Below are 18325 nucleotides of genomic sequence, written 5' to 3'. Positions count from 1 at the left end.
CCGGAGAATTTAAAAACCAGGATCCCAATCTACTTCAATGGTTTGAGTAGTGAGATCGACTTTCTTGATAACCTGTCCATCGAGGAACGGGACCAACCGCTCCTTGATGCCAAATGCATCTTTCAGGTTTGCCTTAATGACGAGAACGTCATTTGACCCGGTTTCCATCATGTCGATGACTTTCCCCAGGCTGTAGCCTTCAGTGGTCACTACCTGGCAACCCATAAGGTCTTTCCAGTAGTAGTCACCCTCTTCCAGTTGCGGCAACTGCGACGAATCCACGACAATTTCACAATTAGTCAGCGCATTCGCGGCATCTCGATCGTCAATGCCTTTCAGCTTGATGATGATGTCCTGATTGTGGTGACGCCAGCTTTCCAGCTCGACCTCTTCCCACTTACCGGCTTTCTGGATAAACCAGGGCTGGTAATCAAAAATGCTATCAGCGTCTTCAGTGGAGGAAAACACTCTGAGCCAACCACGGATACCGTAGCAAGAACCCATTTTTCCCAATACGATCGGTTCAACAGGTGCTTTATTGCTCATCATGACCACCGTGACAGATTAAGCTGCTTTGTTTGCTGCTTTGATCAGCGTAGCAACGCGATCGGAAACAGTAGCGCCCTGGCCAACCCAGTGAGCGATACGATCCAGATCCAGACGAGTTTCTTCTTCTGCGCCAGAGGCCAGTGGGTTGAAGAAACCAACGCGCTCAATGAAGCGACCGTTGCGTGCATTACGGCTGTCAGTCACAACAACCTGGTAGAACGGACGCTTTTTAGCGCCGTGACGTGCTAAACGAATAGTTACCATAACATCCTCTTGTGTGAATAAAACAACCGGGCCCCATCGAGGAACGGAGCCCGGGTGTCATATTAAAAGCCCGAAAATTTTACTCATTTTCGGGCAAAAAGCAATCTCAAAAGCGATTATCGCCCAGGAAAACCGGGCGGCATCATGCCTTTCATGCCGCGCATCATCTTCGCCATGCCGCCTTTCTTCATTTTCTTCATCATGCGCTGCATGTCGTCGAACTGTTTCAGAAGGCGGTTAACGTCCTGGACCTGCATGCCGCAACCGGCTGCGATACGGCGCTTGCGGGAACCTTTGATGATTTCTGGCTTCGCGCGCTCTTTCAGCGTCATCGAGTTGATGATTGCCTCCATACGCACCAGCACTTTGTCATCCATCTGGGATTTGACGTTGTCCGGGATCTGCCCCATACCCGGCAGTTTACCCATCAGGCTTGCCATACCGCCCATGTTTTTCATCTGTCGCAGTTGCTCAAGGAAGTCGGTCAGATCGAAACCGTCACCTTTTTTCAGCTTGCTGGCGAGTTTTTCAGCCTGCGCGCGGTCAACCTTGCTTTCGATATCTTCGATCAGCGACAGCACGTCGCCCATGCCGAGGATACGGGAGGCAATACGATCCGGGTGGAACGGCTCCAGCGCTTCGGTTTTCTCGCCCACGCCGAGGAACTTAATTGGCTTACCAGTAATATGACGAATAGACAGCGCCGCACCGCCGCGAGCGTCACCGTCGACTTTGGTCAGCACCACGCCGGTTAACGGCAGGGCTTCGTTAAACGCTTTCGCGGTGTTCGCCGCATCCTGACCGGTCATGGCGTCGACAACAAACAGGGTCTCTACCGGATTGATAGAAGCATGAACCTGCTTGATTTCGTCCATCATCGCTTCGTCAACGTGCAGTCGACCGGCGGTATCCACCAGCAGCACGTCGTAGAATTTCAGCTTCGCCTCTTTCAGCGCCGCATTAACGATGTCAACAGGCTTCTGCGCCACGTCGGACGGGAAGAAGTCTACGCCAACCTGCTCGGCCAGCGTTTCCAGCTGTTTGATCGCCGCCGGGCGATACACGTCCGCCGAAACCACCAGCACTTTTTTCTTGTGCTTTTCGCGCAGGAATTTCCCCAGCTTACCGACGCTGGTGGTTTTACCCGCACCTTGCAGACCCGCCATCAGCACGACGGCCGGTGGCTGAGCCGCCAGGTTAAGCACCTGATTCTCTTCGCCCATCGCCGAAACCAGCTCGTTACGGACGATTTTGACGAACTCCTGACCCGGAGTCAGGCTCTTGTTAACTTCATGACCAACCGCTTTCTCTTTCACGCGGTTGATAAAATCACGCACGACCGGCAACGCAACGTCTGCTTCCAGCAGCGCCATGCGCACTTCGCGCAGCGTTTCCTTGATGTTCTCTTCGGTGAGGCGTCCACGGCCGCTGATGTTGCGCAGCGTGCGCGACAAACGATCGGTTAAATTATCAAACATTGTCTCTCGCCTGGGGTAGAAACGTTAGGTCGCCTGGGCGACACATACACAGAATTTTGCCGGAGTATAACATGAAGGCGCCTTTGTTGTTATGCAACGGTTGGAGCAGGCGTCACGTAACGTTATACTGCTTCTCTTTCTTATTAAGACAACTGTCGACGCCTATATGCCTGTTTTCGCACTGATCGCCCTTGTTGCCTACTCTGTCAGCCTCGCGCTGATCATTCCTGGCCTGCTGCAAAAAAACAGCGGCTGGCGGCGCATGGCTATTCTTTCGGCAGTGATCGCACTGATTAGCCATGCGTTTGCGCTGGAATCACGCATCATTCCCGGCGACGGCAGCGTGCAAAATCTAAGCGTGCTGAACGTCGGCTCGCTGGTCAGCCTGATGATCTGTACGGTCATGACCATTGTCGCGTCTAAAAATCGTGGCTGGCTGCTGCTGCCGATAGTCTACGCCTTTGCGCTGATCAACCTGGCGTTAGCCACGTTCATGCCCAATGAGTTTATTACCCATCTGGAAGCCACGCCGGGGATGCTGGTGCATATCGGCTTGTCGCTGTTCTCCTACGCGACGCTGATCATCGCCGCCCTTTACGCCATGCAGCTCGCCTGGATTGACTACCAGCTGAAAAATAAAAAGCTGGCGTTCAACCATGAAATGCCGCCGCTGATGGTGATTGAGCGTAAGATGTTCCACATCACCCAGGTCGGTGTGGTTCTGCTGACGCTGACGCTGTGCACGGGCTTGTTTTATATGAAGAACCTGTTCAGCGTGGAGAATATCGATAAAGCGGTCCTCTCCATCATCGCGTGGTTTGTCTATATTGTCCTGTTATGGGGCCATTATCATGAAGGCTGGCGCGGTCGTCGCGTGGTCTGGTTTAACGTTGCGGGTGCGGGCATTCTCACGCTTGCCTATTTTGGTAGCCGCTTCATACAGCAATTTGCTGGCTAAGTAACAAAAGGAGTTCCCCCTGGAACACATCTCTACCACCACGCTGATCGTCATTCTGGTCATCATGGTGGTCATCTCCGCTTATTTCTCTGGCTCTGAAACCGGCATGATGACGCTGAACCGCTACCGGTTACGTCATCGCGCCAAGCAGGGTAACCGTGCCGCGCGTCGTGTCGAAAAGCTTCTGCGTAAGCCGGACCGTCTGATTAGCCTGGTGCTTATCGGTAACAACCTGGTCAATATTCTCGCCTCTGCACTGGGCACCATCGTCGGGATGCGTCTGTACGGCAACGCAGGCGTGGCGATTGCCACAGGTGTGCTCACGTTTGTGGTGCTGGTGTTTGCGGAAGTGCTGCCCAAAACCATCGCGGCGCTTTACCCGGAAAAAGTCGCCTACCCGAGCAGCTTCCTGTTAGCACCGCTGCTTATTCTGATGATGCCGCTGGTCTGGCTGCTGAATATGGTGACACGGGTGCTGATGCGCATGGTTGGTATAAAGGCAGACGTCACCATCAGTAGCGCGCTCAGCAAAGACGAACTGCGTACCATCGTGAACGAATCCCGCTCGCAGATCTCCCGTCGCAATCAGGACATGCTCCTGTCGGTGCTGGATCTGGAAAAGGTCAGCGTTGACGACATTATGGTGCCGCGCAATGAAATCGTCGGGATTGATATTAACGACGACTGGAAGGCCATTGTCCGCCAGCTGACGCACTCCCCGCACGGGCGTATCGTCCTCTATCGCGATTCTCTCGACGATGCCATCAGCATGCTGCGTGTGCGCGAGGCCTATCGTCTGATGACTGAGAAAAACGAGTTCACCAAAGAGGTGATGCTGCGCGCCGCCGACGAAATTTACTACGTGCCGGAAGGCACCCCACTCAGCACGCAGCTGGTGAAGTTCCAGCGAAACAAGAAGAAAGTCGGCCTGGTGGTGGATGAATACGGCGACATACAGGGGCTGGTGACGGTCGAAGATATTCTGGAAGAGATTGTCGGGGACTTTACCACGTCGATGTCGCCTTCCCTTGCGGAAGAAGTCACCCCGCAAAACGACGGGTCAGTGCTTATCGACGGCAGCGCCAATATTCGTGAAATCAATAAAGCGTTCAACTGGCATTTGCCGGAAGACGAAGCGCGGACGATGAACGGAATGATCCTGGAAGCGCTGGAAGAGATCCCGGCGGCAGGCACGCGCGTGCGCATTGAGCAGTATGATATTGATATTCTGGACGTTCAGGACAACATGATTAAGCAGGTGAAGGTCCTGCCCGTTAAACCTTTACGCGAAAGTATCGCCGAGTAATGTTGTAGGCCGGGTAAGGCGAAGCCGCCACCCGGCACTACGGGTCGGCAAATTACGCTTTCGCTTTCGCCACGGTCACCATCGCAGCGCGAATAGTACGACCGTTCAGGGTATACCCTTTCTGCATCACGCCCAGCACGTTACCCGCGGCAACGTCTTCGGATTCCACCATCGCAATGGCCTGGTGAACGTTTGGATCCAGCGGTACATCCGTATCGGCAATCACTTCAACACCGAACTTACGCACCACATCCAGCATGGATTTCAGCGTCAGCTCGATGCCTTCAATCATCGCCGCGTTATCCGGATTAGCTTTATCCGCCACTTCCAGCGCGCGATCCAGGCTGTCGATCACCGGAAGCAGTTCGTTGACGAATTTCTCCAGCGCAAATTTGTGCGCCTTTTCAACGTCCAGCTCGGTACGACGGCGCAGGTTTTCCATTTCCGCTTTGATACGCAGTACGCCATCGCGTTCGCGATTCTGCGCTTCTACCAACTGAGCTTCCAGATTGGCAATTTTTTCATCGCGCGGGTCCACCTGCTCAGCAGACGTGTCTGGCTCTACTGCCTCAACTTCATCGTGCTGTTCCGTGATAATTTCTTCAGGGGCTTGCCCCTCAGGCGTTTTCTGTTCTTTACTACTCATGAATTTCTCCGCGTTTTTCTGCATTCATCTCGCTAACTTCGCTTATTATGGGGATCAGTTTCCTGGATTCAAGGGAACAAGGCAGATTGTCATCATTCATCAGGCACAAGGACCTCCAGAAAATGAATAATCATTTCAGGTGTATTGGGATCGTCGGCCATCCGCGTCACCCTACCGCATTGACGACACATGAAATGTTGTATCGCTGGCTGTGTGGTAAAGGCTATGAAGTGATGGTCGAGCAGCAGATCGCCCAGGAGTTGCAGCTTAAAAGCGTCAGAACCGGCACGCTGGCGGAAATTGGCCAGCAGGCGGATCTCGCCGTGGTGGTCGGCGGCGACGGCAATATGCTGGGCGCGGCGCGAACGCTGGCTCGCTATGATATTAAGGTTATTGGTATTAACCGTGGCAATCTTGGTTTCCTGACCGACCTCGACCCGGACAATGCGCAACAGCAGCTGGCGGACGTGCTGGAAGGTCACTATATCAGTGAAAAACGGTTTTTACTTGAAGCCCAGGTCTGCCAGCAGGATTGCCAGAAGCGCATCAGCACCGCTATTAACGAGGTGGTTCTCCACCCTGGTAAAGTGGCGCACATGATCGAGTTCGAAGTCTATATCGACGAAATCTTCGCTTTCTCGCAGCGCTCTGACGGGCTGATTATTTCAACCCCGACGGGGTCAACTGCCTACTCGCTTTCAGCCGGAGGCCCAATCCTGACGCCCTCGCTGGATGCGATCACCCTGGTGCCGATGTTCCCGCATACGCTCTCGGCGCGTCCGCTGGTGATAAACGGCGACAGCACCATCCGCCTGCGTTTTTCACATCGCCGCAGCGACCTGGAGATCAGCTGCGACAGCCAGATTGCGCTTCCCATTCAGGAAGGAGAAGATGTCCTCATTCGCCGCTGCGATTATCACCTGAACCTTATCCATCCAAAAGATTACAGTTATTTCAATACATTAAGCTCAAAACTCGGCTGGTCAAAAAAATTGTTCTGATTTTACATCCAGCGCTTTACTGTATATAAAACCAGTTTATACTGTATACAAACACAGTTATGGTTTTTCATACAGGAAAACAATTATGCTGGCACAACTGACCATCAGCAACTTTGCCATTGTTCGTGAGCTTGAGATCGACTTCCATAGCGGAATGACGGCGATTACCGGTGAAACCGGTGCAGGTAAATCCATTGCCATTGATGCCCTCGGCTTGTGCCTCGGGGGTCGTGCAGAGGGTGATATGGTGCGCACAGGTGCGGCCCGTGCCGATCTCTGCGCCCGCTTCTCGTTAAAAGACACGCCTGCCGCCCTGCGCTGGCTGGAAGCGAACCAGCTGGAAGATGGTCGTGAGTGTTTACTTCGTCGCGTTATCAGCAGTGACGGCCGCTCCCGCGGTTTTATCAATGGTACAGCGGTTCCCCTTTCCCAGCTTCGCGAGCTGGGCCAGCTGCTCATCCAGATCCATGGTCAGCACGCGCACCAGCAGCTAATCAAACCCGAACAGCAGAAAGCCCTGCTCGATGGCTACGCGGGTGAGTACGCGCTTACTCAACTCATGGCGGAGCACTATCGTCAGTGGCATCAAAGCTGCCGCGAACTTGCGCAGCATCAACAGCAAAGCCAGGAGCGTACCGCGCGCGCCGAGCTGCTGGAATATCAGTTGAAAGAGCTGAACGAATTTAACCCTCAGGCGGGTGAATTTGAGCAAATCGACGAGGAGTACAAGCGTCTGGCCAACAGCGGTCAGCTGCTTTCCATCAGCCAGAATGCCCTGAACATGCTGGCGGATGGCGAAGACGTGAATTTGCAGAGCCAACTATATACCGTGCGTCAGCTTGTGACCGAACTGACCGGCATGGACAATAAGCTTTCTGGCGTACTGGAAATGCTGGAAGAGGCCGCAATTCAGATTTCAGAAGCCGGGGATGAGCTGCGCCACTACTGTGAACGTCTGGATCTCGACCCGAACCGTCTGTTCGAGCTTGAGCAACGCATCTCCCGTCAGATTTCACTGGCGCGTAAGCATCACGTTACCCCGGAAGAGCTGCCGAATTACTATCAGTCTCTGCTGGAGGAACAGCAGCAGCTGGACGATCAGGCCGATTCCCTTGAAACCTTGTCTCTGGCGGTTAATTTGCATCATCAGCAGGCGCTGGAAACGGCGAAACGGCTGCACGACGTGCGACAGCACTATGCTCTGGAGCTTAGCCAGCATATTACCGACAGCATGCATACGCTGGCGATGCCGCATGGGGTGTTCACTATTGATGTTCGCTTTGAAGAGCATCACCTGACGGCGGAAGGCGCAGACCGCGTAGAATTCCGCGTCACCACCAACCCGGGCCAGCCTTTACAGGCGATTTCGAAAGTGGCTTCCGGCGGTGAACTGTCGCGTATCGCCCTGGCCATTCAGGTGATTACCGCCCGTAAAATGGAAACCCCGGCGTTGATTTTCGATGAAGTGGATGTGGGTATCAGCGGCCCGACCGCGGCCGTTGTCGGCAAACTGCTGCGTCAGTTGGGTGAATCGACGCAGGTTATGTGTGTGACTCACCTGCCGCAGGTCGCCGGCTGTGGTCATCACCACTTTATCGTTAGCAAGGAAACCGATGGCGAAATGACGGAAACGCACATGAAGCCGCTGGATAAACGCTCACGCTTGCAGGAGCTGGCACGCCTGCTGGGGGGCAGTGAAGTCACCCGTAATACGCTCGCGAATGCGAAAGAACTGCTGGCGGCATAAACTTTTTCGGGATCTCAGGGTCATACAGAACAACAAAAACGCCGCCAGACCAGTTTCAAAGTGGGGCAAGGTCTATTATCATCGGCATATTACATATGAGCCGCGTACTGCTCGGGCCCGAAAAGGAATCAAATCACTATGCGCTGTAAAACGCTGACCGCTGCCGCAGCGGTTCTTCTGATGTTGACCGCAGGCTGTTCCACTCTGGAGAAAGTGGTTTACCGTCCTGACATCAACCAGGGGAACTACCTTACTCCTAACGATGTGTCCAAAATCCGCGTAGGTATGACACAACAGCAGGTCGCTTATGCCCTGGGAACCCCGATGATGTCCGATCCGTTCGGCACAAACACCTGGTTCTATGTATTCCGCCAGCAGCCTGGTCATGAAGATGTGACCCAGCAAACCCTGACGCTGACCTTCAGCAGTGCCGGAGTGCTGACCAACATCGACAACAAGCCTGCCCTGACCAAATAATCAGGCGTCAGCAACGCAAAAAGGTGCTCAATGAGCACCTTTTTTGTGTATGTTTATTTGGCTACTTACCGGATTTCTCTGCTCGCTGACGGCGCAACTCTTTCGGGTCGGCAATCAGCGGACGATAGATTTCAACCCTGTCGCCCTCTTTCAGCACATCACCGAGCTTAACCGGACGGCTATAAATGCCGACTTTATTCTTCGCCAGGTCAATATCACGGCGAAGTTCAAGGATGCCGGAGGCCCGGATAGCCGCCTCAACGGTGGCGCCCTCTTCAAGCGTCACGCGCTGCAAATACTGCTTCTCCGGCAGCGCATACACCACCTCAACAGCAATCTTATGCGACACTGTAAACCTCTTTGGCGCGCGTGGTGAACGCCTGAACCATATTCGAGGCCAGCTCTTTAAAGATTCGGCCAAACGCCAGTTCGATCAGCTTATTGGTAAATTCAAAATCCAGATGAAACTCAATGCGGCAGGCGTCAGCGCTCAGTGGCGTAAACTTCCACCCTCCCATCAGTTTTTTAAACGGACCATCCACCAGATGCATCAAAATACTCTGATTGCTCGTCAGGATATTGCGCGTGATGAACGTTTTGCTGATCCCCGCTTTGGAGACATCCACGGCCGCAGTCATCTGCGTCGGGCCGGATTCCAGCACCCGACTACCGGTGCATCCTGGAATAAATTCCGGATAGGACTGAACGTCGTTCACTAACTGATACATTTGTTCCGCGCTGTAGGGAACAAGCGCAGTACGGCTAATCTGAGGCATAGCATTTTCCATGGTCACACAACAGACAAATAATAACATTTATCACCTGTTAAAAAAACGCTAAGCCTTATCTCGTGCTAAGATAGCGCGTTAGACCTCACAGGACGCAATGAGGTGACTTTTTAAAATCAGATTACCGACGGCTTTACGACACTTATGACGAAGAAAAAAGCACATAAACCTGGTTCGGCGACCATTGCGCTCAACAAGCGTGCTCGCCACGAGTATTTCATCGAAGAAGAATTCGAAGCTGGCCTTGCGTTGCAGGGCTGGGAAGTAAAATCGCTGCGTGCCGGGAAAGCCAATATCGGCGACAGCTACGTGATCCTGAAAGACGGTGAGGCCTTCCTGTTCGGCGCGAACTTTACGCCGCTGACCGTCGCCTCTTCACATTACGTTTGCGATCCTACCCGCACCCGTAAGCTGCTGCTGAACAAGCGCGAGCTGGAATCCCTCTACGGACGCATCAACCGCGAAGGCTTCACCGTAGTTGCGCTCTCTTTGTACTGGAAAAACGCCTGGTGCAAAGTGAAAATCGGCGTGGCGAAAGGTAAGAAACAGCACGACAAGCGTACTGACCTGAAAGCACGCGAGTGGCAGCTCGACAAAGCACGTATCATGAAAAACGCAGGACGTTGATTCTGCGCGCTTATTGTACTATTCAATAAGTTAGCGTTTCGGGCTGGTATCGAGGAAGTGAAATCTGGTATACTGAGTTCAACACTATTGGGGCTGATTCTGGATTCGACGGGATTTGCGAAACCCAAGGTGCATGCCGAGGGGCGGTTTGCCTCGTTAAAAGCCGCAAAAAAATAGTCGCAAACGACGAAAACTACGCTTTAGCAGCTTAATAACCTGCTAAGAGCCCTCTCTCCCTAGCTTCCGCTCTTAAGACGGGGATCAAAGAGAGGTCAAACCCAAAAGAGATCGCGTGGAAACCCTGCCTGGGGTTGAAGCGTTAAAACTAATCAGGCTAGTTCGTTAGTGGCGTGTTTGTCCGCAGCTGGCGTGCGAATGTAAAGACAAACTAAGCATGTAGTACCGAGGATGTAGAAATTTCGGACGCGGGTTCAACTCCCGCCAGCTCCACCAAACATTCATTCATGATGCATCATGAACCTTAAAAAAGCCTGTAACTTCAACGAGTTGCAGGCTTTTTGTTGCATGTGTGGTCATGATCTCTGTATGAATCTTAACCTTTTGGCACCATGTTTAGCACCACGGTATCGTGGGGCTAAAAAAGCGTGGTGCTAAAACATGCCTAAGCAACTGAAACCCTTAACAAATGTGGAGATCGCTGGCGCGAAGCCCCGTAGCACAGACTATGAGCTACGGGACGGTGAAGGCCTGTACTTGCTGGTTAAGACTTCAGGGAGGAAGGCTTGGCATTTCGAGTATTATCATCCCGTCACCAAAAAGCGCACCAAAACCAGCCTTGGCCCTTACCCGGTCGTTACACTGGCGATGGCCCGCGAAACTCGCACGAAATACAGACGACTGCTCTGGCAGGGCATCGATCCCCGTCAACACTTAGCAGGAATAGCTGAAGAAAAACGCATCCAGAATGAATGCACGCTGGAAAAAGTTGCGGAACAGTGGCTCAAAGAGAAGAAACGGACCAGCGATCTTAGCGAAGATCACGCCAAAGATGTCTGGCGTTCGCTGGAGATGCACGTCTTCCCTTCTCTGGGCAGTACGCCCGTCACCGAGATCCGCCCTAAGATGCTCAAGGAGCACCTCACACCGCTGGAAGAACAGGGTATCCTCGAAACGCTGCGCCGGGTTATCTCACGGCTCAATGAAATCTTCCGCTTCGCCATCTCCGAAGAGCTCATCGAGTTTAACCCAGCAGACAACCTGGTCGCCCGCTTCAAGAAACCGAAAAAGCAGAACATGCCCGCCCTTCACCCCAGTGAACTGGGCAGGCTGATGCTGGCCTTACAGAACGCTTCTATCCGCAAGGAAACCCGCTGCCTTATCGAATGGGAGCTACTGACCTGGGTTCGCCCCGGCGAAGCCGTCAGCGCCCGCTGGTGCGACATCGATATGAAAAAAGCGGAATGGCGCATCCCCGACACCTTTATGAAGATGAACCGTTCGCACGCGGTGCCGCTCAGCAAACAGGCGCTGCGCGTTCTTCAGATCATGGAGCCCATCAGCCGCCATCGCCCGTGGGTCTTCCCCAGCATCCGCAAACCACTGGAGCACATGCACCAGCAGACCGCGAACGCCGCGCTTATCCGTATGGGGTTCGGCGGTGAGCTGGTTGCCCACGGTATGCGCAGCATCGCCAGAACGGCGGGTGCAGGTCATTTTCCCCGTGAAGTACTGGAATCTGCACTGGCACACCAGAAAGAAGACGAAATCGAAGCGGCCTACAACCGCAGCGACTATCTGGAACAAAGGCGACCGCTGATGCAGTGGTGGGGAAACTACGTTGATGCCGCCAGACGGCAGGTGCTGCTCGGTGCAGAAGAACCGCTGCAAATCGTGGAAGGAGAATAATGTGACCAGTCCCATTCGTCAGAGTCTGTTTGAACGGGAATGCGATATGCCGCTGCTGGAAGCGCGGCATCTTGCCCTCCTGCTTCTCGGCCTCGATGCTTCCCAACCTGCAAACGCCCTGCCGGAAGAACATCAGGAGAATTACCGTATCCTGCACGACGCCATCAGCCGCACCATCAAAGCAACGGGCATGGTCAGCGCCCCGGCGAACAAACGCATGTTCTATGCCGATGAAATGTTCGCACTGGCCTGGCGGCTCATTGATGACGAACTCACGCCGCCAGAAATTAAGGCCCGGAGCCTGAAGGCGGTGATGAAACTGTCGCGTCACAGTCGCGGCCGCAAGTGGCTGAAGACACTCGGCGACGACGCGCTTCCGGATCTCACTGCTTCCACACAACCTTCCCAGCGTGGGATGCATAAACGCGACAAGGCTCGGGAGAATACTGCCAGGCTCTGCTGGTTACTGGTTCAGCTTCTGGTTGAGGAGACTGACGGGCGTTATGGTACGTCTGATAAACCGACTTCGGATCGGATACTTCGTAAGCTGAAGACGCTGGCGCAGGAGCGGGAATTACCGTCTGATGGGCTTGGACGGGGGACGTTTTATGAGGTGATGAAGATGGGGCGGGAGAAGAGAACATAGGTTGGCGCTCCCAGTGTCGGGTGTAGCGAACCGATTAAGCTCTGAAACCTTTGACGTATAGTCAATATCGTGCCGGAAACACACACGTCTAACAAATAACAAATTTGGCAGACTGTTACGTCATGAAAATTCTTATATACTTTAAAGATTATTTGCTACCTTCTCCCCCATTAAACATTAGAGTGGCATTAGCTATTTTGTAAATGCCACTTTTTTATCAAAATGCTGGAGCTTTTTTCCCAAAATACTGATACCAGTAATCTTTCCAGTTAGAGCGCAAAGAAAATTGTGGATTTCTACCATTTTCATGGAACTCTAGCCAAGGAAGATCCAATATATTATCCTTTCTAAGTTCTCTTGACATATTGTTGGTTGCTATTTTTGGTCTATTTACATCAATAACAATGTGCTCATTTATTATTTTCGTCAACTCCACAGCATGGCTTTTATCAAAACCTCTTGCTTTTCTTAATGCCAATGCCACCATAATTATAGGAATATAAATTGTTCCTGCTATTTTCAATGAACCAATATTTTTTGGAATTGAATTTATTATTTTACTATCAATTGGCTTCTCTACGTGTTTATGTTTACCATTATTAATAGGAAGTTGCAGATGCTCTGTCGATGTCACTAAATTTAATCTTAATTGTTGACAACTTTCAAAATCTAAAATTGAATTTTTAACTGATCTATAATCTGACTTCGGAATCTCAATGTACTTTAACTCATCATTTTCATCTGATTCGATTATTAAGCCTAATGGAGCAGAACTTGAGGACATAAGTTCTACATAACAACCATAATCAAGAGTATAGAGTGTATATTTTTTTCCTATAGCGTTTCGAGCTGAAACTCCTTGTTTTAAAACGTGAATAACCCGCATATCATAAAGATAATCAATCAAAGGATTATTGTTTTCATTACTTATTAAAAAACCACGTGTTTTTCTATGTCCAATGACTTCGTTTATTATTTTATCAAGTAAAACAACTGCTTCAGGTTTGCTATTTAGGGCCGCATGTTTATTTACCTGAAACCATTTCTGCGCAGATTTACGGACATGTACAATTGATATTTTGTTCTCCAGTGCTGACTGTGCCGCAAGTGAAATGATATTTATAGCATCTCGAGGAACCCCTTCTACCGCACGGACATACTCATCGAACGCTGATGGTTGAGTAAACACATCATTAATAAACAAGTTTGCCTCAACATCACATATTGAATTTTTATCTATTGCTTGGGCATGTTTATGAAGCAGATTTTTGAAAAAAGTCTTAGCAGCATCACGATCGTTATCAAAAACCATATACTCATCTAAATTAATAACGGAAGAGGCGTCAGAACCAAGTTCAATTCCTACACGAACACCAGTGTCTTGATCATGTAGTAAAAAATTACATCGATGGGCTATTGCTGCTATTTTTACTGTAATACCAGAGATGGGATATAGAATTCTACGAAGAAGTTCTGCAAGATAAGGTTGAAGATCCATTGGTACCTCAGACCATTCATCAATCAGTACCCATAATTCTTTTTTTGGTAATTTTGAAACTATATTGCTGAGTAGCTTAGTGATTTCTCCGAAGTGAATCCTTAATGTTTTCTTTCCAGATACTTTTTTTCTTTCCGTATTATCTGATGATATTTTATCTAAGCGTGAAAAATTGGCAGATATGTTGGTATTAGTTACCATTAAACCTATCGAAGAATTCATAGAATTATGGCTTACCGAACAATTTTCCTCCTCCGTGGTACCTTCTATATTTAATGAGGTTGCCTTATCAATAAAATCATTAAGTAATTGCGCTATTTCAGTCGTATTTTCAAGATCCTTTTCAAAAATATAGTCTAGAATTATTTCATGTATATTACATAACGTGTCAGAAAGTAATCTGGTGGCCCTTTCACTTAATGAAATATTGGGGTCAGAAAAAATCCCTCCAGTAGATCCTATCAACCTCATGTCTATAGGAACACAAATGATCCCACTTTGTTGAATATTGTTGGAAAGAACAGCCAAGAAGTGCGTTTTCCCCGTACCTCTTCTACCGAACATTATCTGATTGTCATTACTGGACAATAGGGTATATGTGGGGCCAACGTCAACAAAGGATCTGATCAGATGGTCTGGCTGAAGTTTCTCTGCCCTCTTAGCAAGCCTCATCATTATTGAATTTATATTTCGCATAATCATCCATTCGAGTTCATCATTAGAATAAATTACGAAAAAGAGAAATTAGCTATTCCCTAATAAAATGGTACCTCAATACTATAAATTATCAAAGAAATTATTATGGAGCATCCGCGTTATTACAAGAAGTTCCTAAAAAGCAAACAGGTATGTAAGATTGTTTCAAGATCATCATAATTTCCTTTCCATTTGATTAATAAACATCGCCTTAAAAGACCCTAAGGATTGGTAATGTCGGTTTTTTCGCTCATAGCTGAGGGTGAGATTGCGATAGCTAATGCGAAGTGTTTATAGTCGTCCGTTGCCATTCATTAACCTCATCATGTAGGGTCTTGATTAAGCATTAGAAGATAAAAATCATTTACTTTCAATTAATTAACTAAAAGACATCAGTTTTACCAGTAAATAAGTTCTTCCAGGACTCATTACTTTCTATCCGGACTACGATTTTTCACCCGGACCTATACCTCCCCTTCCCGTTCCGCGCTATAACCGCTCCGACACTCTGTTCCCGTGAGGTGCAATCATGAAAACCCGTGTTGACAGTAACGATGCTTTTCCCGAAAGCGGTAACGTGCGTATGCGGCAGGTGGTCCAGTTTCTGGCGATGAGCGAATCTTCGGTTTACCGCCTGATTAAAGACACCGACTTTCCCCGCCCCGTCCACCTCTCTTCCCGACTGGTGGTCTTCGATGCCGCTGAAATCCGCCAGTGGCAACAGCGCCGCACCGCCATCCGTTAATCCACGCTCAGGGATGAGCCGACTGATACCCCATCATGAAACGCGCCCCTTTTCTCTGTAAGCAGTCTCCGGACCGCACGCTCGAAGTGGTGATCCTTGCCGGAAGCCTGGCATGGGAGACCTCACGCGACTGGCGAAAAGATCCTGACCGGGAAGATGATATTCCTCCGGTGGTACTCGGCCCGGATGAACTGGCCGATCTGGACAACCTGACCATAATCAGACCTGACGCGCTCTACGTCCGGGTACTTCGCACAGGCGATATCCGCGAGGAGGAGTTGCTGAAAATCGCCGTAAAACTGGCGCACACGAACGTACAGATGGCCCGGCTGATGAGCCCTGACGGTGAGTTGCTGGAGAACTGGACCGGGCAGCTTGAACGCCTGCGACAGGAAAGGCCCTCTGACATCCTGCCGGAGCACTTCCGCCTCGATGAAGAGGCACTGTGGTTTGACAAGCTCACCGAACGCCGGGACGGTGAAAGCGATGTCCAGCCCCAGCGCATCTGTTCCCCTCTGCGCGTCACCGCTATCACCTGCGACAGCCATGACGGCAGCTATGGCCGCCTGCTGGAATGGCACACGACCACCGGGCAGTTGCGGCGCTGGGCCATGCCGATGGCAATGCTCAGCGGAAACGGCGAGGAGCTGCGGCGCATCCTGCTGGAGAACGGCCTGACCTACATCTCCACCCGCCCCGCCCTGCGCAGCCTGCTGTGCGAATACATCTCACGGTCACTCCCCGGACGCCGGGTCACCTGCGTGGAGAAAACCGGCTGGCACAACGGCGTTTACGTACTGCCGGATGAGGTTATCGGTCCCGGTGGCGACAATGTCATCCTTCAGGGCAGCCACTACCTGACCGGCGGCTTTGCGCAGGCCGGTACGCTGGCAGAGTGGCAGGAGCAGGTCGCCGCACTCTGTGCAGGCAATTCACGGCTGGTCTTTGCCGTCTGCTGTGCGCTGGCCGCCCCGTTGCTGCGCCTGACCGGAACGGGCGGTGGCGGTTTTCACCTGCGCGGTGAGTCCACCGATGGCAAGACCACGGTGATGAAGGTGGCCGCCTCCGTCTGCGGTGGCACGGACTACTGGCACTCCTGGCGGGCCACCGGGAATGCGCTGGAGGGAATTGCCAGCCGCCACAACGATGCCCTGCTGCCGCTCGATGAACTACACGAAGTGGACCCGCGTGAAGCCGGGATGATTGCCTATATGCTGGCGAACGGCCAGGGCAAGGGGCGCGCCCGCACCGACGGCGAGGTACGTAATCGCAGGCACTGGACGCTGCTGCTGTTCTCCACCGGGGAGCTGTCGCTGGCAGAACACACCGAACGCGCCGGGGAGCGCCTCTACGCCGGAATGGACGTGCGCATGGTACAAATCCCCAGCAACACCGGGCAGCATGGCGCGTTTGAGCAGCTACACGGCTTTGCCAGTGGCCAGCAGTTCGCCGATGCTCTCTGCGACCGGGTGGCCCGCTTCCACGGCACCGCCTTTCGTGCCTGGCTGGCCTTCCTCACCCACGACCTGGACGCCAGCACCACGCTGGCAAGAGAGTTACTTCGCCGCTACCAGACCGCCCTGATGCCGGACAACGCCGGAAACCAGGTGCAGCGCATCGTGGCCCGCTTTGCGCTGCTGGCGGTGGCCGGAGAGATAGCGACGCTGCAGGGCATCACGGGCTGGCAGGAAGGCACGGCGTATGAGGCGGTGCAGATCTGCCTGCACGCCTGGCTGAACGAACGCGGCCATATTGCTAACCAGGAGGATGAAGGTGTGCTGGCGCAGATCAAGCGGTTCATTACCGCGCACCAGTACAGCCGTTTTGCCTCGTGGGACGGCCCGGACCGCCCGCTGAATATGGTGGGCTTTCGCCGGGTGGATAAAGATCCGCTGACGGGTGAAGAGCACACACTGTTTCACATCCTGCCGGAGGGCTGGCGGGAAATGTGCCGGGGATTCAGTCCCGCCAGAGCGGCCAGATTATGCCAGGAAGCAGAGTGCCTGCTGCCCGGCAGTGACGGGAAATACCAGTCGCAGGTTCGCCTGCCGGAGATCGGCAAAGCCAGGGTCTACCGACTCACCTCCCGCATCCTCAGTGTCTGAGTACAGTCTCGCGTGCTTTAAAAAAAGGTGGTACAGGGTGGGACAAGTGGTACACGCAGAGCTGGCGCGGGTTACAGCGTCCCACTTTAGATAATCTAGTTTAAAAAAAGTGGTACAGGGTGGGACAGCCGGTGCTGATTCTGTCCCACTTTTCAGACTGGCATTTTTCAGGTGGTACAGCGCAAAGCCACGGCTGGCGCGGTTGTACCACTTGTCCCACCTGTACCACCTCAAAAACAGAAGAACTGAAAATGGCGAAAAGGGACTGAAACGGCAAAGGCTGAAAGGAAGGGAGAATAAGGGGAACGGGCCTGCCCTTAAAGGGCAAAAGCCATGAGAGATACAGACTGATAGTGATCGTTAGTTCTATTGCTCAGTATTATTGTCACCGTCAACATTATGGTCGATCTGACGCGCCACACTTGCCAGAACGCGTTTCAGTACCCGCCCTCGCTGTACAGGGGCCATGTATTTGAATAGGTTATTGAGTAGCTCAAGATCCTTTTCAATTTCTGACATCCCGTCCTTTGGACAGGCAAACTCTTCATCATCACCTAAAAACCATCCCGCTTTGATGCCCATACCAGCAGCTATCTTCCGAAGTTGCATGATTCCGGGAACGGATTCTCCCTTCAGATAGCTTCGAATGGTTGAATTGGGAATACCGGTTTTATCTACCAGAGAACTGACTGTGTCTTCAGATAACGACATCGCTTCGGCAAGGCGAGTGCCAAACTGAAAATTGTTATCTTGATCAAAAAATTGATTATCTTTTTTAGACATTAGACGCCACTAATCAGTAATCAATTGATTTTGTTGAATTCAATAAAAATAAATTCACAATATATTGTGAAAAACAGATCTTTAAATTCACAAAATCATGTGATAACTTATCTGTACAAATTGCAGACTATCACCCTCTGCAAAC

Annotated in this window: 18 protein-coding genes and 1 other RNA gene; 11 read left to right on the top strand and 8 right to left on the bottom strand. The window is 51.6% G+C overall.

Features of this window, described 5'->3' with window-relative positions; genetic code table 11:
* Nucleotides 1-9: 9 nt before the first annotated feature.
* The 3 genes from rimM to ffh all read right to left on the bottom strand — a co-directional run bounded on the left by rimM (nucleotide 10) and on the right by ffh (nucleotide 2291).
* The gene (gene rimM / locus CKK19_RS22005) at nucleotides 10-549 is read right to left on the bottom strand and encodes a ribosome maturation factor RimM (RefSeq protein ID WP_003863136.1); all 540 of its coding nucleotides are present in this window, start codon (nucleotides 547-549) and stop codon (nucleotides 10-12) included.
* A 15-nt stretch (nucleotides 550-564) separates the two neighbouring features.
* Nucleotides 565-813 carry a 30S ribosomal protein S16 gene (gene rpsP / locus CKK19_RS22000; protein ID WP_022649067.1) on the bottom strand — a complete coding sequence of 83 codons (249 nt, stop codon included), beginning with the start codon at nucleotides 811-813 and terminating at the stop codon, nucleotides 565-567.
* Between the two features lie 116 nt (nucleotides 814-929).
* Nucleotides 930-2291, bottom strand: coding sequence for a signal recognition particle protein (ffh, locus tag CKK19_RS21995; RefSeq protein ID WP_003863132.1), 1362 nt, complete (start codon nucleotides 2289-2291; stop codon nucleotides 930-932).
* Nucleotides 2292-2457: 166 nt separating this feature from the next.
* Between ffh and CKK19_RS21990 the strand changes: the two genes are divergently transcribed.
* Both CKK19_RS21990 and CKK19_RS21985 read left to right on the top strand, forming a co-directional pair.
* Nucleotides 2458-3249 (top strand): inner membrane protein YpjD, encoded by a 792-nt coding sequence (locus CKK19_RS21990; RefSeq protein WP_014832951.1) that lies wholly within the window; start codon nucleotides 2458-2460, stop codon nucleotides 3247-3249.
* 19 nt (nucleotides 3250-3268) lie between these two features.
* Nucleotides 3269-4555, top strand: a complete 1287-nt coding sequence (locus CKK19_RS21985; RefSeq protein ID WP_026094274.1) for an HlyC/CorC family transporter — start codon at nucleotides 3269-3271, stop codon at nucleotides 4553-4555.
* Between the two features lie 52 nt (nucleotides 4556-4607).
* Here the strand turns inward: CKK19_RS21985 and grpE are convergent, their stop codons facing one another.
* Nucleotides 4608-5201, bottom strand: a complete 594-nt coding sequence (grpE, locus tag CKK19_RS21980; RefSeq protein WP_003863126.1) for a nucleotide exchange factor GrpE — start codon at nucleotides 5199-5201, stop codon at nucleotides 4608-4610.
* A gap of 122 nt (nucleotides 5202-5323) precedes the next feature.
* Between grpE and nadK the strand changes: the two genes are divergently transcribed.
* From nadK to bamE, 3 genes are all read left to right on the top strand, one after another.
* On the top strand, nucleotides 5324-6202 hold the full coding sequence (gene nadK, locus CKK19_RS21975; protein ID WP_022649070.1) for an NAD(+) kinase: 879 nt from the start codon (nucleotides 5324-5326) through the stop codon (nucleotides 6200-6202).
* An 85-nt stretch (nucleotides 6203-6287) separates the two neighbouring features.
* Nucleotides 6288-7949, top strand: a complete 1662-nt coding sequence (gene recN / locus CKK19_RS21970; RefSeq protein ID WP_022649071.1) for a DNA repair protein RecN — start codon at nucleotides 6288-6290, stop codon at nucleotides 7947-7949.
* 138 nt (nucleotides 7950-8087) lie between these two features.
* On the top strand, nucleotides 8088-8426 hold the full coding sequence (gene bamE / locus CKK19_RS21965; protein WP_003863121.1) for an outer membrane protein assembly factor BamE: 339 nt from the start codon (nucleotides 8088-8090) through the stop codon (nucleotides 8424-8426).
* Nucleotides 8427-8487: 61 nt separating this feature from the next.
* Here bamE and CKK19_RS21960 read toward each other — a convergent pair whose 3' ends face one another.
* Together CKK19_RS21960 and CKK19_RS21955 are read right to left on the bottom strand one after the other, a co-directional pair.
* Nucleotides 8488-8775 (bottom strand): RnfH family protein, encoded by a 288-nt coding sequence (locus CKK19_RS21960; RefSeq protein WP_003863119.1) that lies wholly within the window; start codon nucleotides 8773-8775, stop codon nucleotides 8488-8490.
* Nucleotides 8765-9202 carry a type II toxin-antitoxin system RatA family toxin gene (locus CKK19_RS21955; protein WP_202816197.1) on the bottom strand — a complete coding sequence of 146 codons (438 nt, stop codon included), beginning with the start codon at nucleotides 9200-9202 and terminating at the stop codon, nucleotides 8765-8767. Before CKK19_RS21955 ends, CKK19_RS21960 begins: the two co-directional genes overlap by 11 nt.
* A 156-nt stretch (nucleotides 9203-9358) precedes the next feature.
* Here CKK19_RS21955 and smpB point away from each other — a divergent pair, with 156 nt between their 5' ends.
* From smpB to CKK19_RS21935, 4 genes are all read left to right on the top strand, one after another.
* Nucleotides 9359-9841, top strand: coding sequence for an SsrA-binding protein SmpB (gene smpB, locus CKK19_RS21950; protein WP_003863115.1), 483 nt, complete (start codon nucleotides 9359-9361; stop codon nucleotides 9839-9841).
* An 89-nt stretch (nucleotides 9842-9930) separates the two neighbouring features.
* Nucleotides 9931-10294: a transfer-messenger RNA gene (gene ssrA, locus CKK19_RS21945) on the top strand.
* Nucleotides 10295-10459: 165 nt separating this feature from the next.
* Nucleotides 10460-11707: an integrase domain-containing protein gene (locus tag CKK19_RS21940; protein ID WP_045354496.1), complete on the top strand. Its 1248-nt coding sequence runs from the start codon at nucleotides 10460-10462 to the stop codon at nucleotides 11705-11707.
* Nucleotide 11708: 1 nt separating this feature from the next.
* Nucleotides 11709-12353, top strand: coding sequence for a hypothetical protein (locus CKK19_RS21935; RefSeq protein ID WP_045354499.1), 645 nt, complete (start codon nucleotides 11709-11711; stop codon nucleotides 12351-12353).
* 217 nt (nucleotides 12354-12570) lie between these two features.
* On the opposite strand, the gene CKK19_RS21930 is transcribed toward CKK19_RS21935, so the two are convergent.
* Complete coding sequence (locus tag CKK19_RS21930; protein WP_063854177.1) at nucleotides 12571-14547, bottom strand: hypothetical protein; 1977 nt, start codon at nucleotides 14545-14547, stop codon at nucleotides 12571-12573.
* A 529-nt stretch (nucleotides 14548-15076) separates the two neighbouring features.
* Between CKK19_RS21930 and CKK19_RS21925 the strand changes: the two genes are divergently transcribed.
* Together CKK19_RS21925 and CKK19_RS21920 are read left to right on the top strand one after the other, a co-directional pair.
* Nucleotides 15077-15292: an AlpA family transcriptional regulator gene (locus CKK19_RS21925; RefSeq protein ID WP_032453753.1), complete on the top strand. Its 216-nt coding sequence runs from the start codon at nucleotides 15077-15079 to the stop codon at nucleotides 15290-15292.
* Nucleotides 15293-15327: 35 nt separating this feature from the next.
* On the top strand, nucleotides 15328-17397 hold the full coding sequence (locus CKK19_RS21920) for a DUF927 domain-containing protein (RefSeq protein WP_225455225.1): 2070 nt from the start codon (nucleotides 15328-15330) through the stop codon (nucleotides 17395-17397).
* 366 nt (nucleotides 17398-17763) lie between these two features.
* Here the strand turns inward: CKK19_RS21920 and CKK19_RS21915 are convergent, their stop codons facing one another.
* Entirely contained in the window at nucleotides 17764-18180 is a 417-nt protein-coding gene (locus CKK19_RS21915) for a helix-turn-helix domain-containing protein (RefSeq protein WP_045354519.1), read from the bottom strand.
* Nucleotides 18181-18325: the final 145 nt, after the last annotated feature.

This window comes from Enterobacter sp. CCUG 70166, assembly GCF_020224095.1.
GTDB classification, from domain to species: domain Bacteria; phylum Pseudomonadota; class Gammaproteobacteria; order Enterobacterales; family Enterobacteriaceae; genus Enterobacter; species Enterobacter intestinihominis.
Note: the sequence above shows the minus strand (reverse complement) of the source record. Positions and strands in the feature narration are given on the sequence as shown.

Excerpts from the sequence above, each read along its gene's own strand:
- rpsP (WP_022649067.1), bottom strand. The coding sequence starts at position 813 with ATGGTAACTATTCGTTTAGCACGTCACGGCGCTAAAAAGCGTCCGTTC.
- CKK19_RS21915 (WP_045354519.1), bottom strand. The coding sequence starts at position 18,180 with ATGTCTAAAAAAGATAATCAATTTTTTGATCAAGATAACAATTTTCAG.
- grpE (WP_003863126.1), bottom strand. The coding sequence starts at position 5,201 with ATGAGTAGTAAAGAACAGAAAACGCCTGAGGGGCAAGCCCCTGAAGAA.
- ffh (WP_003863132.1), bottom strand. The coding sequence starts at position 2,291 with ATGTTTGATAATTTAACCGATCGTTTGTCGCGCACGCTGCGCAACATC.
- CKK19_RS21990 (WP_014832951.1), top strand. The coding sequence starts at position 2,458 with ATGCCTGTTTTCGCACTGATCGCCCTTGTTGCCTACTCTGTCAGCCTC.
- CKK19_RS21955 (WP_202816197.1), bottom strand. The coding sequence starts at position 9,202 with ATGCCTCAGATTAGCCGTACTGCGCTTGTTCCCTACAGCGCGGAACAA.
- CKK19_RS21920 (WP_225455225.1), top strand. The coding sequence starts at position 15,328 with ATGAAACGCGCCCCTTTTCTCTGTAAGCAGTCTCCGGACCGCACGCTC.
- CKK19_RS21930 (WP_063854177.1), bottom strand. The coding sequence starts at position 14,547 with ATGCGAAATATAAATTCAATAATGATGAGGCTTGCTAAGAGGGCAGAG.
- nadK (WP_022649070.1), top strand. The coding sequence starts at position 5,324 with ATGAATAATCATTTCAGGTGTATTGGGATCGTCGGCCATCCGCGTCAC.
- CKK19_RS21940 (WP_045354496.1), top strand. The coding sequence starts at position 10,460 with ATGCCTAAGCAACTGAAACCCTTAACAAATGTGGAGATCGCTGGCGCG.
- rimM (WP_003863136.1), bottom strand. The coding sequence starts at position 549 with ATGATGAGCAATAAAGCACCTGTTGAACCGATCGTATTGGGAAAAATG.
- bamE (WP_003863121.1), top strand. The coding sequence starts at position 8,088 with ATGCGCTGTAAAACGCTGACCGCTGCCGCAGCGGTTCTTCTGATGTTG.
- recN (WP_022649071.1), top strand. The coding sequence starts at position 6,288 with ATGCTGGCACAACTGACCATCAGCAACTTTGCCATTGTTCGTGAGCTT.
- smpB (WP_003863115.1), top strand. The coding sequence starts at position 9,359 with ATGACGAAGAAAAAAGCACATAAACCTGGTTCGGCGACCATTGCGCTC.
- CKK19_RS21925 (WP_032453753.1), top strand. The coding sequence starts at position 15,077 with ATGAAAACCCGTGTTGACAGTAACGATGCTTTTCCCGAAAGCGGTAAC.